Here is a 16892-nt window from a genome sequence, read left to right as displayed (position 1 = left end):
GTGGTGATATCGGTCTTGTGTGTCACGATGGATCGGTCTCCGTCATGCTTCCCAGCACCGAACCCTCCATGACCGGACAGCCGGCCAGGAAACTGATGCTGTCCAGGCGTTTTTTGCCGGCCAGCTGGAGCTCTTCTATTTTCAGGCTGCCGGAGAGGCAGGCCACCTCGAGCACTCCGCGTGCTGCCGTGAGAACCGTGCCGGGCAGACCGGAGCCGTTTGCGACACGGGTCCGGTAGATTTTGAGCGGCTGGCCCTCCAGGTAGGTATGGGCCACCGGCCAGGCAGCCAGGCCGCGGACCTGGTTGTGGATGGAGCGTGCATCCCGGCACCAGTTGATCAGTCCATCCTCCTTCTTGAGCAGCGGAGCGTAGCAGGTAAGGCTTTCATCCTGGATTTCGGGAGTCACTGCTCCTGCCCGGAGACTGTCCAGCGTTTCCGCTAGGAGGTCGGCCCCCATGACGGCCATGCGGTCGTGCAGTTGGAGGATGTCTTCGTTTTCGTCGATGGGGGTGGCGCTTTTGAGCAGCATCGGTCCGGTGTCAAGCCCGGGATCCATCAGCATGGTGGTGACGCCGGTCTGGCTCTCGCCGTTGATAATGCACCAGTTGAGAGGGGCTGCACCGCGGTAGCCCGGCAGCAGGGATGCGTGTACATTGACGCAGCCTTGGGGCGGGATATCCAGGAATGCCTTGGGGAGAATCTGGCCGAAAGCCACCACTACCACCAGGTCGGGCCGTAGCTCTCGCACGAGTTCGATAAAGGCGGGGTCGCGCACCTTGAGCGGCTGGTGAACCGGGATGCCGTGCTGCAGCGCCAGCGATTTGACCGGCGGCGGCATCAGTTTCTGACCACGCCCCTTGGGGCGGTCGGGCTGGGTGACCACTGCCACCAGATTCTCCTTGCGTTCGATCAGGGTCTGCAGCGTGGGGCAGGCAAAATCGGGAGTGCCCATGAAGATAATTCGCCAGCCGGTCATCGTTCCTCCCCGGCGTCTTCCATCATCTTGCGGGCCTTGCGCTGAAACAGATCGCGTTTGAGCGGCGAGAGATGGTCAACGAAAAGAATGCCGTCGAGATGATCGATTTCGTGCTGAAAAGCTATCGCCAACAGCCCTTCGGCCCGCCAGGTCTGCTCGTTGCCTTCCAGGTCGAGTCCCTTGACCACCACTTTGGCGTGGCGCCTTACATTGGCGGCATACTTGGGGACCGACAGGCACCCTTCCTCTTCGTAGGCCTCTCCTTCTGCATGGACTATGACGGGGTTTATGGCGGTGATCAGCCCCTCGGCCTGATCCTTTTCAGCGGTGTCGATCACGATTACCCGCTGATGAACGCCTATCTGGGGGGCGGCCAGGCCGATACCGGGCGCATCATACATGGTTTCCGCCATGTCCCTGGCCAGTTCGCGGACAGCTTCGGTGATAATGGTCACGGGACTCGATTTTTTTTTCAACTCAGGATTCGGATATGTAAGAATTTTGCGAATCATAATGGACTTCCTCGGGACTGATTTAAAGAGTGATTATATATTTGCGGGTTTAAAAAATCAATTTACATCTTGATTTGGGCTGGCAGTGTTCCCTGGTTTGAACGCGGGATGGGGCGCGTTTCCGCAGTGTGGTCGACAAGAGCGTCGTCCGGGAAAAAAGGGAAAGGGCATTCCTGTAACGTGATTTGGAGACTGCGGGAGAGGCTCGAACCTGATTGGTGCCCATGTGGGCAGAGGATTAAAGGGCGTCAGCTGTAGAAGGTTTTGTCCAGGGCGTAGACATGCTCGAACGTGGCCAGCATGGAGTCGAGACGGGTCTCGTCCAGTTTCAGCAGCCGGGCAGGCAGCGACTCGTGCAGTACGAGAGCGCTGTCCGGGTGCCGCAGACCGATGCCGATCTTCTTGCAGAAAAGATCCGCCAGTCCCACCACGCAGGTAAGCTTGACCAAGTACGGATCTTCGTTCTCGTTGAAGTCGAACGTATGATGCAGGCGCACGGTATTCATCAGTATCTCGGGGAAATTCCATTTCTTGATCACCAGGGCGCCCACATCGGCATGGGCATAGGAAAATACCTGCTGTTCAGCATCCTCGAAGGAAATTCCCTCGTTATAAGTTATTTGCATGACCATCTGAAATTGCTGATTATACATGATGTTCATGATGATCTTGCCGATGTCGTGAAACAGGCCCCCCAGAAAAGCCTCCTCTTCATTGATCAGGCTGTTGGCATTGGCAATGATCCGTGCGGCCAGTCCCGCCCCGGATGAGTGTTCCCACAGCATTTTTTCGGTCAGGCCGTAGGGTTTGTAAACCTGCTTCACCGAAGCCGCCACGACCAGGCTTTTCAGCGTGTTGTAGCCGAGCATGGTGATTGCGTGGGAAAGGGTATGAATCTGGCGTTGGCAGCCATAGAAGGATGAATTGGATATCTTCAACACGCGGGCGGCTACGGCAGGGTCCGATTCCACCACCCTGGCCAGTTCCTCGGTGCTCGTTTCTTCATTCTCGATAAGTTGCAGCACCTTGGTTGCCACTACCGGTATGGTCGGCAGATCACTGGCGTTCATGATAAGCTGCTCAAGGTCCTGTTTCATGCCCTGCTCCTGATGGATCGAATCCGTAAACTTCCCCGCATTCTAGCCTAAACGTACCAATAAACAAAGCATATTAGCCTAGATCATTGAATTTATGTCAGAACGCATGTATACTCACCCGCCACTACAGAACCTTTCGAGGAAGCACTCATGCGAAAAATTCTTTCATATTGCCTGGTGTTGAGCGCTGTCCTGTTTTTATGCGGTTTCAAGTGGGGGTTTGGTGGAAATGCCTGCAAGGACGCGATGGAAACGGTCAGACAGATGGAGAATTCGAGCGAGAATGGGCCGCGCCAGAAGGAGGCCGAAGTTCTTTCGCTGTGTCCCGACGGTGCTCCGGGGCTGTACGTGGCGGCATTGCAGCTCGAACGGGTAGGGAATGTGGATGGTGCCATCAATCTGTATCGTAAGGCGCTGCAGCAACAGCCCTCATTTCCCCTGGCAAGCGGCAATCTGGGATTACTGTATGCGCAGAAGGGAATGCAGGATGAAGCATCGGTCCAGTTGGCCCGCGGCCTCTCCTCCGTCTCCAATCCCCGCTACCATAAGGCCATGGGACGTATTCTGGCAGACCGCAAGGTATATTCCCTGGCAGTTTACCACTTGGGCGAGGCAGGACGCCAATTGCCCAATGAGGCCGACATCTTCGTGAGCCTGGCGGAGATCTACCTGACCACCGGGCTTACGGACAAGGCGCTGGAAGAATACCAGCGGGCCGTAACGGCCGACCCGAACCAGGAAAAGGCGCGGATCGGCATGGCCGCGATCTTTTCCGGCCGTGATGATCTTGACAGGGCTCTCGACGAGCTCAAAAAAGCCGAGGCCGTTAATCCTCAGAACCGTGAAACCCACCTGATGATGGCCGGCATTTACGAAAAGAAAGGCGATGCAAAGCAGGCTGAATACCAGTATCTGCTGGGAGGCAAGGGCAAGGGTAAGTCGGCGGTGATAGCCTCGGTTCAGACGCGCGGCAATGATCCGCAGGATTCCGATGCCGCCATCGAGTCCCTCAAGGCCTCGCTAAAAGACTCGCCTGAAAAGGCCGCCGAAATTTACGAGAAGATCGGAAATCTCTACCGCCTTTCCGGAAAGAACGACGAAGCCATTGCCGCCTACAGGGAAGCGGCCTACCGCAACAGTACCAGCAGTGACGTTTATCAGAACCTTGGTATACTGTACGAGAAGAACGGCAAGCTCGATGAAGCGGTCGTATCCTACAAACAGGCTATCCAGGTCAAGCCGGACAATGCCGATGCGCACCTGAGGCTAGCCGATATCTGGAACACCCGCGGTTTTTACCAGGAGGCCGTGGAGCAGTACAGCGAGTTTCTTCGGCTCAAGCCCGACAGCCCCGACATCCAGCTTAAGCTGGCGCGGATATTCGCAAAGAACAAGGAAGTCAACCTCGCCATCGATGCCTACAATGCGGTGCTCAAAAATTCGCCCGACAATATCGACGTCCACCGGGAAATAGCCCCGCTGTACCGATCCAAGGGTATGAACGACAAGGCTGAGGAGCACTACAAAAAGGTGCTGGCTCAGCAGAAGGACGATGTGGAAGCCCGCAACGCGCTGGTATCGATCTATGTCAAGAACAAGCAGTACGATGAAATCACCGATCTGCTCAAAGGGGCGGTAGAACTGTTCCCGGACGACCCCAACAATCATTACAAGCTGGGCCTGATCTATGAATTCAGGAAAGATTACGAAAGTGCCATAACCAGTTATAAAAAGGCTACCGAGATCAGGCCCGACCATGCCCGTTCCCTGAATGCCCTGGGGCGGCTGTACATGAAGACCGGCCGCATCAGTGAGGCCAAGGAGGCCCTGGAGGCTGCCAGGAAGGCAGATCCCAATCTCGAGGAAGCCACTGTCCTGCTGAACAACATCCGCGACGAATTCAATCCTGAACCGCGAAAAGTCAGCAAGAAGCTGAAATCCTCGCGCTCCAAGAAGGGCAAAAGCGGCAAGAAGAAGGCCAAGTCGGGAGCCTCCAAGGCCAAGGCCGCCAAGAGCGGCGCCGCGAAGCAGCAATAGTCTTATGACACTGTAAATACCCACCGTCCATTCACCGCATGAATGAGTTCAGGGGGCATGAGGGTCCGGACACAGCGGACAAGCCCCCGCCAGTTTCAACATCCTGCTGAACACACGCCACGGGTGGATCACCAATGACTCGACAGCACAGTACGTTGCCGTACTTTCTCCACGTCATCCAGATATCTGCCCGGCATTGGCGCTCGCTTGAGCTGGGAGCTGTTTCCCGTTCGATCGTCGAACGAGGGCTTCCGGCCATCATCTTCTATCGCCAGCTTGCCCTGAAATTGAACCGGCAGCGCCCCGATGCCCCGGCGCCGGTGCACGCCTCCCATCTCAATCTGTTTGCAACCCTCCAGAAAATCCAGCGCTACGTAATCGATGTGATTGCCGAGGAAGAGTCGCCCGGCCTGCTGACGGACGCGCTCGGGCGGAGCGGAATCGATGCTGCCGCACTTGAGGGGGTAGCCGGAAGTTTTGTGCACCTGTTCCCTCCCGGAGAGGTCTTGTCGGGGATGATCGACCCCGGGGGCTGGCTCAATCACGGCACGATTGCCGCGGATCGAAAACGCTCGGTTCTGCGGGAGCTGCTGTTGATCCGGATTGCTGCACACAATCAGGCCGTCGACAGTTTCCGGGAGATACTCGATGACAGCGGTCTGATTGCCGCCGACTCAGGCTATCCACTCCTGGTGGACGGCCTCACCGCGACTCTGGCCAACGGTCCCGTGTTGAGCAAGCTGGGGCTCACCCTGGCCGAGGCCTTGTGGGCGCCGGTCAAGGCTTCACCCGGCTCGCTTGCCGGGCAATTGGAGTTCATCCGCTCTCACTGGAGCTCGCTGCTGCCTGCGGAAATGCTGGAAGAACTGACCGGTGCCTTTGACCTGCTGCTGGAGGAAGAACGGGAACGGGCCTGGGGTGGCCCTCCCGGCCCCCCCCCTGTTCTGGAATTCGGGAAAGGCGGCACGGCCCGCGGAGGGGGCGTTGACGGCAGTTCGATCTTCGGCGGCTATGACTACCTGGAATATGAGCAGTTTTCCGCGGACGCGGACTGGATGTCCAATGTGGTTCTGCTGGCCAAGATGGTGTATGTCTGGCTGGATCAGCTCAGCCGCCGCTACGGCTATCCCATCGACCGACTTGACCAGATACCGGAGGCCGAACTCGAGCGGCTGCAAGCCGCCGGCTTCAGCGGACTGTGGCTGATAGGCATATGGGAGCGTTCACCCGCCTCGCAGCGGATCAAGCAGTTGTGCGGCAACCCCGATGCGCTTGCTTCGGCCTACTCCCTGTACGACTACGAAATCGCCGCTGATCTGGGGGGCTGGGAGGCGCTCGCCAACCTGCGGGAACGCGCCGCCCGGCACGGTATCCGCCTGGCCAGCGACATGGTCCCCAACCATACCGGCATCTACTCGCGCTGGATGCTCCAGCATCCCGACTGGTTCGTTCAGACCGACTATCCCCCCTTTCCCACCTATCAGTTTGATGGCGAGGACCTGTCCCGCTCCCCCGAAATCTGTATCCAGATTGAGGATGGCTACTGGACCAAAACCGAGGCTGCCGTGGTATTCCGGTATATCGAGCGGAGTACCGGACGGATCCGCTACATGTATCACGGCAACGACGGCACCAGTATTCCCTGGAACGATACGGCCCAGCTCAACTATCTGCTGCCGGAGGTGCGCGAGGCCACCATTCAGACCATCCTGCACGTGGCCCGCAACTTTCCGATCATCCGTTTCGATGCAGCCATGACCCTGGCCAAAAAGCATTACCAGCGCCTCTGGTTCCCGGTGCGGGGCCTGGGAGGGGGGATTCCCTCCCGTTCCGAGCATGGCATGAGCCGTGAAGAGTTCGATGCGCTCTTTCCGGTAGAGTTCTGGCGCGAGGTCGTCGACCGTGTGGCTCGTGAGGCCCCCGGAACGTTGCTCCTAGCCGAAGCCTTCTGGATGATGGAGGGCTACTTCGTCAGGACGCTGGGTATGCATCGCGTCTATAACAGCGCTTTCATGAACATGCTGAAGATGGAGGAAAACGCCAAGTACCGCCAGACAATCAGGAATGTGCTCGAATTCAATCACGAGGTCCTCAAGCGCTTCGTCAATTTCATGAACAACCCGGACGAGAGGACCGCTGTCGAGCAATTCGGTACCCAGGGGAAATACTTTGGCGCGTGCGTAATGATGGTCACCATGCCGGGGCTGCCGATGTTCGGCCATGGTCAGGTGGAGGGATTGCACGAAAAATATGGCATGGAATACAAGCGAGCCTACTGGGATGAGCCGGTCGACCAGGGGCTGGTGCGCGGGCATGAGATGTGGATCTTTCCCTTGCTGCGCCGGCGCTGGCTTTTTTCGGGTTCGGCCGATTTCGTGCTTTATGATTTCCGCGCTGGGAGCGACGTGGATGAGAATGTCTTCGCCTACAGCAATCGGGCAGGCGATCACCGCGCCCTGGTGCTGTACCACAATCGCTACGATACAACGGCAGGATGGATCAGAGAATCGGTTTCATTTGCCGCCAAAGGGACCGGTGGCGATACGGAACTGCGAAGCACTACCCTGGCCGGGGCTTTGGGAATTTCCCCGGGCCCGGCTGTGTATTATTCCTTCAGGGATGTTGCCACCGGGTTGGAATATCTGCGTTCGGGAGCCGAACTGGCGGAAAAGGGATTGTACGCCGAACTGGGAGAGTACCAGTTCTTTGTCTTCGTCGACTTCCGGGAGATCCACGACGACGGCGAGGGCACCTGGAGCGGGTTGTGCGCGGCGCTGGCAGGACGTGGCGCTGCAAATCTCGAAGTCGAACGCCGACAAGTGCGTTATGCGTCGCTCAACGCCGCGTTCAAGGAGGTGCTGGAACGGGTAGCGGCGGCTGGTGCTCCCCCGGATTCGGCGGCTGAGCAGGCCCTGATTCACTCGGCCCAGCGCTTCCTGTCAATTCTTACGGCCCAGACCGGTAGTACGGCGTCCGGGATTGCGGCAAAACTGGAACGCATCCGGCATGTACTTGCCTTTCTTGACAGCCTGTTTGCCATGTCGTTCAAGGCTGTGGATGTTCGGCACTGGCAAGCTCTCACACGGGAGCAGGTTGACTCTGCCGCCGGCATGCGGCTGCTGATCGGCTGGTTGCTGCTGCATGACGCTCGACCCGATACGCTGGATCACTTCGGCCTGGATCACTCTATCGAGCAGCTGCTGGTGCAGGAGGAGATTCCGGCTGCCAGCGATACGGTGCAACTCCTGCGCGCCCTGCTGGCCTGCGGCGACGATATCCGGAGCTCAATCGCCGTGGTACTCAAATCCGCCTTCAGCACGCCCGCCTGCCGGGAATACCTGGTGGTGCACGAGAGCGGCGGAGTGGTGTGGTTCAACAAGGAACGCTTCGAACAGTTCCTGCAGTGGCTTTTGATTGTACGCCTCGTGGACCGCTCTAGCGAACAGCCGGCGCCGCGCACAATTGCCGTGCGGCTCGGCACGGCATGCCGTGAAGAGCAGCGTCTTACGGAACAGGCCGGTCATGCGGGATACCGGGGCACCCTGTTTCTTCAACTTGTGGCGCCGCCCCGGAAAGGCAAGCGATCAGGACGCGGTCCGAAAGTAAACGAGCCGGCGGCAAAGGCAGTACCTGTCAAACGGGCTACTCGGACGAAAACGACAAAAACATAGACTGTTGGAGGAGCCGGACCCCATCGTGCGATGTTGCGGCTAGTGCATCTGCCTGCCTATCCACCGAGTCGCAGAAGATCGTATGTCACCAATTCATGATTTTTTTCCTGCGGTGCAAAAGAAAAAAAGCCCCCTCCGGGTATCTCCGGAGGGGGCTTTTTGCGTGGCAGGATCTGATATCTGTGCTTCAGTTGAAGGGGTTTTTCAGGATTATTGTCTGATCGCGGCGGGGGCCGACGGAAACCATCACGATCGGGCAGCCGGCCAGTTCCTCAAGTCTCCGTACATAGGCTTGAGCGTTCTCGGGCAGGTCCTCAAACCTTCTGATCCCGGTGATATCCGATTTCCAGCCGGGCATCTCCTCGTAAACCGGCTGACAGTTTTCGAAGATCTCCAGTGCGGCCGGCAGGGTTTCCAACTGTTCGCCCTGATAGCTATAGCCGGTACAGATCTTGATGCTGTCGAAATCGGAGAGCACGTCGAGTTTTGTCAGGGCAATGCCGGTCAGGCCGTTGACCCGCACCGCATACCTGATGACCATGCTGTCGAACCAGCCGCAGCGCCGCGGGCGCCCGGTGGTAGCCCCGAATTCCCCTCCCGTCTGGCGCAGCTGTTCGCCGGTGGCGTCCAGGAGCTCGGTCGGGAACGGGCCGCTTCCGACCCTGGTGACATAGGCCTTGGAGATGCCGATGATCTCGTGGATATCCCGGGGGCTGACGCCGGAACCGGTACAGGCGCCGCCGGCACAGGTCGAAGACGACGTGACATAGGGATAGGTGCCGTGATCGACGTCGAGCAGAGTGCCTTGGGCTCCCTCGAAGAGCACCTTTTTACCCGCTTTCAGATCCTTGCTCAGCACCAGCGACGTGTCTGCGATGTATCGGCGCAATATCTCCGCGTAGCCGCGGTATTCGTTCAGAATTTCGTCGAAACTGCAGGGCTTCTCGCCCAGCAGGTTCTCCAGCAGAAAATTCTTCTCCGTCAGAAACTCTTGCAGCTTGCGCGAAAAGGCTTCCTCATTGATCAAATCCATCAGCCGGATTCCGCGGCGGCCGATCTTATCCTCATAGCAGGGGCCGATTCCGCGGCCGGTGGTGCCGATCTTTTTGTCGCCGCTTTTGGTTTCGCGGGCGATGTCGATCCTCTTGTGGTACGGCATGATCACGTGCAGCGATTCGGACAGCAGCAGGCAGTCGTCGTCTTGAAGGCGCCCCGACTCCTTCAGTTTAGTGATTTCCCTGATGAATACTTCCGGATCCAGCACCACGCCATTGCCGATAATGCAGCGCTTGCCTTCGTGCAGTATGCCGGAAGGGATCAGGTGCAGTACCACCTTTTCGTCGCCGACGACAAGGGTATGGCCGGCATTGTTGCCACCCTGGTAACGGACGATATCGTCGGCATACTCGGTGTAGATGTCAACCACCTTGCCTTTGCCTTCATCGCCCCATTGAGCGCCTACTACCACTACGTTTGACATATCGTCATTCTCCCTGAGTTTGGTCGATAAATTCCATCAATGCTTCGCATTGGAGCAGGTTACGATCTATGCGAAGCGTCTCACCGTCACGGACGCGAACTGCGCGATAGTCTCCCCTTTCGGCCTCGTCGCCGATCACGAGCATACAGCGTATGTTCATGCGTCGGGCGTAGGCGAGGGATGCGTCATATTCACGGCGGATGATGTCACGGGCGGCTGTGTAACCGCATGATCTCAGATGCCGTGCAACCTCCAGAACCTCGCGTCGGTCCTCGCGGCAGTTGAACAGCAGGAAATCCAGAGCGGTACTGGCCTCCAACTCGGGGCTGCGTTCCAGGGCCTGTAACAGGCTCAACACGTTGAACGTAAAGCCGGTAGCTGGTGCATGGAAACCGTAGCGGGCAGTCAGGTTGTCGTATCGTCCGCCGCCACAGACAGGTTCACCCAGGCCACTGACAAAGCCCTCGAAGGTGATGCCGGTGTGATAATCGAGTCCGCGGGTCTCCCCCAGATCGATGGTGAGAAAGTCACTGACGCCGTGAATATCCAGAATTTCGAGTACCTGGCGAAGATTTTCAAGCGCGGCCCGCGACCGATCATTGACTACGATATCCCGGGCCTGATCAAGGACTTCGCGGCCGCCAAACAGGCGCGGCAGGGCACAGATCTCTTTTCGGCATTCTTCCGGAACCGGGTTGGCAGCCAGGATGCGCGCCACCGCAGAGGTGTCCTTGCGGGCTATTGCCTGCTGCAGTTCCAATATTGCGGGCCGACCCAACCCGGAAGCGGCCATCACGCCTCGGCAGAACTCTACCTGGCCCAGATCAATTTTGAAGTTGGCAAAGCCCAATCCCTGCAGCGCAGCCACGGCCATTGCAATCATCTCGGCATCCGCCTCGGGCGAATCCAGTCCGATTAATTCTACACCCGATTGGAAGATTTCGCGACTGCGTCCGGTCTGCATTTCGGTCTGCCGTAAGACGCGTCCGCTGTAACTGATGCGATGCGGCAATGGGTAGCTCTTGAGGCGCGTTGCGACGATACGGGCGATCTGCGGGGTAATGTCGGGCGGAAAAGCCAGCAGGCGTCCGGTCTGCCGATCATCGAAGCGAAAGGTCTTTCCTTTTAGTTCCTCGCCCATGCCGATGGCAATGACATCCTCGTACTCGAGTTTCGGGGTGATGATCCGGCGAAAGCCCCACAATTCGAATACATTCCGGATTTTGCTTTCGATGTACCCGATCTTGGCCGCAGTGTCCGGTAAAAGGTCACTTACGCCGCGGGGCAGGGATATGTCAGGAGTTGTGTCAGTCATGGAATCCCAGGCTGGACAGAAATTGCGTTGATTGAGTTCAGAAGAGATCTTGTTGGACAGGAGGCGATTTTTATTCGACCTTCCTGATGGCAAGGGATGATGCACCGCGGGTAGATATGCCGGAGCGCTGCACGGTCTGCAGGATCATCAGCTCATTGCGGCCTTCGTCCAGGAAATAGTCGGGCATGTAATTCTGGGTATCGCGGGTCCGCCACTTTTCTTCAAGAGTCGACCCATTCCATGTCATGCAATAGACGGAGCCTTTTTTGTAGGAGCGGGCATTGCCAAGCACCCAGAAGCCGTCGTTCTTGCCGACAAGTACGTCACCGGCGGCGGTAACCTGGATACGCTGATTCATGAAAATCCAGCGCCGGTCGCCGGTAACGCGGACATTGGCGGGATCATCCTTTTGGAAATAAAGCTCTGATCCGCCGAATTTATCGCTGCTGCGCCACAGTTCGGTACCCTGCTCGTCGTAAACAACGAGGTAGTTATCGGGATTGATGACCACGCAGTAAAGCTTGCCATCCTTGTCGCGAAACTGGTTGAAGGTATAGATGGTGCCGTAGCGCGGCATTGAAACAGGATTGGTGAGCGTAACGGATGAACCGGCACGCTTTGCTTCGTAAACCCTGCCATAAAAATCGTCGTCACGGCCGGCGGACTGGGCATAAAGCTTCTTTTGGCCACCGGCCGGACTGAAGGCACGGAAGTAGTAGGGCAGATTCTCTGCCACCTGAACCAGCTTGTCTCCCTGAAGCCGAAAAACTTTGGAAGCCGGTTCATCGGCGCGGATGACGGTGAGGTAGATTTCCGTGGCACCATCGTTACCTTCCATAGTGTCTAGGGAGATGATCTTCTCTGCATTGGAGAACTCCACCTCGGTAACCAGCTTTATGTCGGCCCCCTGCCGGTAGAAACCGAGACGGCGCTCTTCGGCCAGGAACAACTCCCGGCCGCCATCAGCCAGGGATCTACCGACCGCGACCAGATTGGCAGCGCCATTCAGGCGCTTGCTGGTCCAGCCACCGGTATTTTGGACGGTATCCTGCGGTTTTATGAAGTCCCCGCCGGAGACACGGACTGCCTGCTGATCGCTTTTTATAAAAGCAGCCGAGGTTGATGAGGGAGCCGCCGATGGGGCCCATGCGGTTGGAGAAGGGGCGGCAGTCTTTACCAGCTCGCCGGACAGTTTCTCTGCCAGTTTACCGATTGACGGGATGAGCTCGTCCTGGCTTTCCCCTTGGATGAACGAGCGGGTGAGTATTTTGCCGTTAGCGGCTTTTGCAGTTGCATCGATACTGAAAACTTTGCCGATGGTAACATACGTGCCGGTAACGACAGCATCCGCCTCCGAAGCACTGCCGACTGCAGCGATGTGCTCGCCGTTCAGGCGCGAGGCCAGTAGCGTCTGCAGGGTGGCCTTCATCTCATCGCGATTTTGTACGCCAACCGCGTTTATTTCGGCGACAAACACCCGCAATGGGGCGGCGTGCGAAATTTGCGCCGCCAATATGGCGGGCAGCAGGACAGATAGGGCGGTCAGTCTGGACATTGTTCCTCCGGAAATGGAAAATGCCCGCGGATTATGGCAAAAACAGCAGAACATGTCAAAAAAAAAGGGCGGGATTGCTCCCGCCCTCAAGGCATCCGATGAATATCGGATTAGAAGTTGTAGATCAGGCTGGTACGGATGGTGTAGGGGTTCTCCGGATCTTTGGGAGATGCTTGGGTCCCGTAGAAGGAAGAGTTCTTGTAGTAACCGCCCAGGAATACGTAGGCTGCCTGCAGGCTAGCAGTCAGGTTGTCGTACATCTTGTAGCCGGTCTCGAGATTGATCTCGGTAGCCATGTAGTTGGTGGCATTCTGCATGGTAGTTGCCTTGTCAACAGGCTTGAGGCTGTTGGTGTGGGCAGCCCAAGCTGCACCGGCATTGAAGTTGGTGTAGAACTTGGGGGTGATGTTGAGATCGTAGCCCACAGTGGCCAGGTAGACGCCCTGTGCGTTGAGCGGATTGGTGCCGTTGCCGGTGTTGTAAACGATGGAAGTATCGGTCGTGCCGGTGCTGGCGGCGGCATTACGGTTGAGCAGGAGCATGCCGGACTCGTTGTAGGTGTTGACGGCGCTGGCATTGCCGGCCCAAGAATTATTCTGGTTCTGATCGATGCTGACCCAGCCTTTCAGGTGGCCGTTGGCAGGGGTGTCGCTCTGGCCATTGCCCGAGGTCACGAGCAGGGCGGTTCTGAGGGTACCGGGGCCGATCGGAGCCTTGGCTGCCACGTTGGCGGCATAGGCGTTCAGGTGAGCGCTGTTGGCATTGGACTGTTTTATGATGCCGTACTGATAGGCGGCAAAGCCGCTCAAGGAGAGTTTGCCCAGCTTGGCGTCGCCGTTCACACCGAATACGTGCACTTGGAAGTCGTTGCCAAGGTTGGTGTTGGTACCGTTAGCATCAGCAACACCAGTTACGCTACCGCGGGAATCGTCGTACAGGTAGTAGACGGCACCCACATTCAGGTCTTTGGAGAGGGCGAACTTGCCTTCCAAGAGGCCGAGGTTCAGGTTGTCCATGCCGTAAGGACGATTGGTACCGAAGAAGGACTGGTCATAGCCGCGGAAGTAGCCGGCATTGACGGTGGCAGCGCCGATTTTGGAGGTGGTCAGGATACCGGCGATATCGGCATCAAAGAAGACACCTTTGAGCTGGTCCTTGATAGGCTGGATACCTGCTTTGACCTGTACCGGAGTGGAAGGGATTTTGAAATCGAGGTAGACCCACTTGGTCTCCAGGTTAACGGTGTCGGACTCGAGGGCGCCACCTTGATTCCTGCCGGTACCGACTACTGTGGAACCGTTTACTGTAGAACCCGCAGCTGTGGTCGCACCCTGCGCCTTGTCGCCGAACACCGAGTCGATCTCGAAACCGGTTACCAGCTTGAGATCGTCGCTGGCTTTAGCGGTGTAGAAAATACGGGTACGCTGCTCGAAGTAGTTGTTCATCTTCAGGTTTTCGGTGGTGTCGGAGGTATTCGGACCTCTGATTGCTCCGGAGGTCAACGGCAACAGAACGCCCCCTTTATTGGCGTTTTCATAGTTCGACAGGAAGTAGCGAAGACGGGAGGTGCCGTGGAACTCATTCTCAAAGGCCATGGCCGGGACGGAAACTGCTGCCAGGGCGCTGGCTGCTGCTGCGATTGCAACTGTTTTCTTCAACTTCATGTGTGCCTCCTTCAATTGTATAAGATGCTTGCATATTCGGCTAACGGGACAGCTTCAAAAAAATATATTTCTTTTTTCCCACCACCTTTCCTGTAGATTCTGCCTCGCACAGATTATGACGACTTCCGATAATGCGGTGCCCAAAACACAAATACCCTTTGGCAGCCTTATGTATCAAGGCTGCCAAAGGGTATAAACGTGCAGATAACTTTCAGTGTCATTCTGAAACCTTTCACAGTTACTTCGCTCCCAGGGGCGGCATAAAAAATGCCTATGTAACAATGGGTTAGCTACTCGCTAGGGTCGTTTGTTTCAGGGTCTGTTCTAAAAAGTTATGCGCACTATATAGTAAATCAAACGTTTGTCAAGCGGAAAAAATACATTAAAATCATAACTCTCCGGAAAGATTGAATTAAAATATGAAACATTGTTTGTGTGGTATCTAGGCGAAAGAACACCGCTAATGAGAACACTGGCAGAGCTCGGTTAATACTCCGTTACTGCTTTTGGGGTGGATAAAGGCGATGCGGGTGCCGTGTGCACCATTCCGCGGAGTCTCATCGATCATTCGTGAACCTTCGGCCTTGAGCACGGCAATGGCGGCTTCAATGTCCTCCACCTCATAGGCCAGATGGTGAATGCCGGTGCCATTCTTCTCCAGAAACTTTGCGATGGGACTGTCCGGGGTGATCGGTTCGAGCAGCTCGATTTTTGACTCACCGATTTCCAGCATGGCCACTTTGACCTTTTGCTCCACAACTTCCTCGATGCCCTGCAGGGCCATCCGCAGGTTGTCCCGGTAAAAGGGGAGCGCTTCCGCGAGAGATTTCACCGCGATGCCGATATGATTGACTTTCGTAAGCTTCATGGGAGAGCCCTTTCTGGATAAAGCGTAGTTGCCCGGTCTACAACACCACCGTCTCGGTATGTTTTCCGAACACCTTCCTGAACACATCGGCGATCTCACCCAAGGTGGCGTAGGTTTTAACCGCTGCCAGAATATGCGGCATCAGATTGTCGGTACCTTTGGCAGTACTTTCGAGCTGTGTCAGAGCAGCCGCCACCGCAGCGTTGTCCCGCCCTGCCTTCATCTGGGCCAGAGATGTCTTCTGCGAAATTTCGACCTCTTCCTTGACCTTGAGCAGGCCGGAAGGGGCGGGCTCCTTGACCGCGAATTTGTTGACGCCGACGATGACCATGTCGTTGTTTTCGATGGCCTTCTGATAGGCATAGGCAGAATCCTGGATCTCTTTCTGCTGATACCCGCGGGAGATGGCCTCCACGGCACCCCCCAGTTGGTCGATCTTCTCGATATACTCCAGGGCGGCTTTTTCTATCTGATCGGTGAGGGACTCCACCAGGAACGAGCCTGCCAGGGGGTCGATGCTATCGGCTGCTCCCGACTCGTAGGCGATGACCTGCTGGGTGCGCAGGGCGATGCGGACCGAGTCTTCCGTGGGCAATGCCAGAGCCTCGTCACGGGAGTTGGTATGCAGCGACTGGGTACCCCCCAGTACGGCGGCCAGGGCCTGGATGGTGACGCGCATGATGTTGTTGTCCGGCTGCTGCGCTGTCAGCGTGCAGCCAGCAGTCTGTGTATGGAAGCGCAGCATCTGGGATTTGGGATCCTTGGCGCCGAAGCGCTCCTTCATGATACGGGCCCAGATGCGGCGGGCGGCGCGGAATTTGGCCACCTCCTCGAACAGGTTGTTGTGGGCGTTGAAGAAGAAGGCCAGGCGCGGAGCGAATTCATCCACCGCCAAGCCCGCCTTGATGGCGGCTTCAACATAAGCGATGCCGTCGGCCAGGGTGAAGGCCACTTCCTGTACGGCGCTGGAGCCGGCCTCACGGATGTGGTAACCGGAGATGGAGATCGTGTTCCACTTGGGTACGTGGTCCTTGCAGTAGGCAAAGATGTCGGTGATGATGCGCATCGACTCCTTGGGCGGATAGATGTAGGTGCCGCGCGCCATGTACTCCTTGAGGATGTCGTTCTGGATCGTTCCGGAGATCTTGTCGGCGGAAACGCCCTGTTTTTCGGCCACGGCGATGTACATGCAGAGCAGGATGGCCGCGGTGGAGTTGATGGTCATGGAGGTCGAGACAGTATCGAGGGGGATGCCGTCAAACAGGATCTCCATGTCCGCAAGGGAGTCGATGGCAACGCCTACCTTGCCGACTTCCCCTTGGCTCATGGCGGCATCGGAATCGTAGCCCATCTGGGTCGGCAGGTCGAAGGCCACCGAAAGACCGGTCTGCCCGGCTGACAGCAGGTATTTATAGCGTTCGTTGGATTCTTTGGCGGTGCCGAAACCGGCATACTGGCGCATGGTCCAGAAACGTCCGCGGTACATGGTGGGCTGAACGCCTCGGGTGAAGGGATAGGCACCGGGAAAACCGAGGTCTTCTTCGTAACCAGGGTACTCGAAATCAGGGGTGAAGCAGCGCTCCAGTTCGATGTCCGAGGTCGTTCTGAAGTTCTCCCTGCGCTCAGGAGAACGCACGATATTTTTGGCCACGACCGTCTCGTTCCACTCTTTGGTCTTGTCTGTAATGCTCATCACAACCTCCGTTTTTTTGAC

General features: G+C 57.1%; 11 protein-coding genes. 2 read left to right on the top strand and 9 right to left on the bottom strand.

Going from position 1 to position 16892, the window contains the following annotated elements:
• Nucleotides 1-22 precede the first annotated feature (22 nt).
• The 3 genes from fmt to GSVR_RS19785 form a co-directional block, all read right to left on the bottom strand.
• Nucleotides 23-979 carry a methionyl-tRNA formyltransferase gene (fmt, locus tag GSVR_RS19795; protein WP_173195524.1) on the bottom strand — a complete coding sequence of 319 codons (957 nt, stop codon included), beginning with the start codon at nt 977-979 and terminating at the stop codon, nt 23-25.
• A complete protein-coding gene (gene def, locus GSVR_RS19790) occupies nt 976-1491 on the bottom strand; it encodes a peptide deformylase (protein ID WP_173195523.1) in 516 nt (171 codons plus the stop codon). Before def ends, fmt begins: the two co-directional genes overlap by 4 nt.
• Nucleotides 1492-1739: 248 nt before the next feature.
• Nucleotides 1740-2588, bottom strand: a complete 849-nt coding sequence (locus GSVR_RS19785; RefSeq protein ID WP_173195522.1) for an HDOD domain-containing protein — start codon at nt 2586-2588, stop codon at nt 1740-1742.
• A gap of 150 nt (nt 2589-2738) precedes the next feature.
• Here GSVR_RS19785 and GSVR_RS19780 point away from each other — a divergent pair, with 150 nt between their 5' ends.
• Both GSVR_RS19780 and GSVR_RS19775 read left to right on the top strand, forming a co-directional pair.
• Nucleotides 2739-4625: a tetratricopeptide repeat protein gene (locus tag GSVR_RS19780; RefSeq protein ID WP_173195521.1), complete on the top strand. Its 1887-nt coding sequence runs from the start codon at nt 2739-2741 to the stop codon at nt 4623-4625.
• A 134-nt stretch (nt 4626-4759) separates the two neighbouring features.
• The gene (locus tag GSVR_RS19775; protein WP_173195520.1) at nt 4760-8296 is read left to right on the top strand and encodes an alpha-amylase family glycosyl hydrolase; all 3537 of its coding nucleotides are present in this window, start codon (nt 4760-4762) and stop codon (nt 8294-8296) included.
• A gap of 187 nt (nt 8297-8483) precedes the next feature.
• Here GSVR_RS19775 and GSVR_RS19770 read toward each other — a convergent pair whose 3' ends face one another.
• From GSVR_RS19770 to GSVR_RS19745, 6 genes are all read right to left on the bottom strand, one after another.
• Nucleotides 8484-9776, bottom strand: a complete 1293-nt coding sequence (locus GSVR_RS19770; RefSeq protein WP_173195519.1) for an adenylosuccinate synthase — start codon at nt 9774-9776, stop codon at nt 8484-8486.
• Nucleotides 9777-9780: 4 nt separating this feature from the next.
• Complete coding sequence (locus GSVR_RS19765; RefSeq protein ID WP_173195518.1) at nt 9781-11091, bottom strand: ATP phosphoribosyltransferase regulatory subunit; 1311 nt, start codon at nt 11089-11091, stop codon at nt 9781-9783.
• A 70-nt stretch (nt 11092-11161) separates the two neighbouring features.
• Nucleotides 11162-12646, bottom strand: coding sequence for a VCBS repeat-containing protein (locus tag GSVR_RS19760; protein ID WP_173195517.1), 1485 nt, complete (start codon nt 12644-12646; stop codon nt 11162-11164).
• A gap of 110 nt (nt 12647-12756) precedes the next feature.
• Nucleotides 12757-14310 (bottom strand): hypothetical protein, encoded by a 1554-nt coding sequence (locus GSVR_RS19755; protein WP_173195516.1) that lies wholly within the window; start codon nt 14308-14310, stop codon nt 12757-12759.
• A gap of 460 nt (nt 14311-14770) precedes the next feature.
• Nucleotides 14771-15178 carry a methylmalonyl-CoA epimerase gene (gene mce / locus GSVR_RS19750; RefSeq protein ID WP_173195515.1) on the bottom strand — a complete coding sequence of 136 codons (408 nt, stop codon included), beginning with the start codon at nt 15176-15178 and terminating at the stop codon, nt 14771-14773.
• A 37-nt stretch (nt 15179-15215) separates the two neighbouring features.
• A complete protein-coding gene (locus tag GSVR_RS19745; protein WP_173195514.1) occupies nt 15216-16871 on the bottom strand; it encodes a methylmalonyl-CoA mutase in 1656 nt (551 codons plus the stop codon).
• Nucleotides 16872-16892 lie beyond the last annotated feature (21 nt).

The sequence above is a fragment of the Geobacter sp. SVR genome (assembly GCF_016865365.1).
Classification (GTDB): domain Bacteria; phylum Desulfobacterota; class Desulfuromonadia; order Geobacterales; family Pseudopelobacteraceae; genus Pelotalea.
Note: the sequence above shows the minus strand (reverse complement) of the source record. Positions and strands in the feature narration are given on the sequence as shown.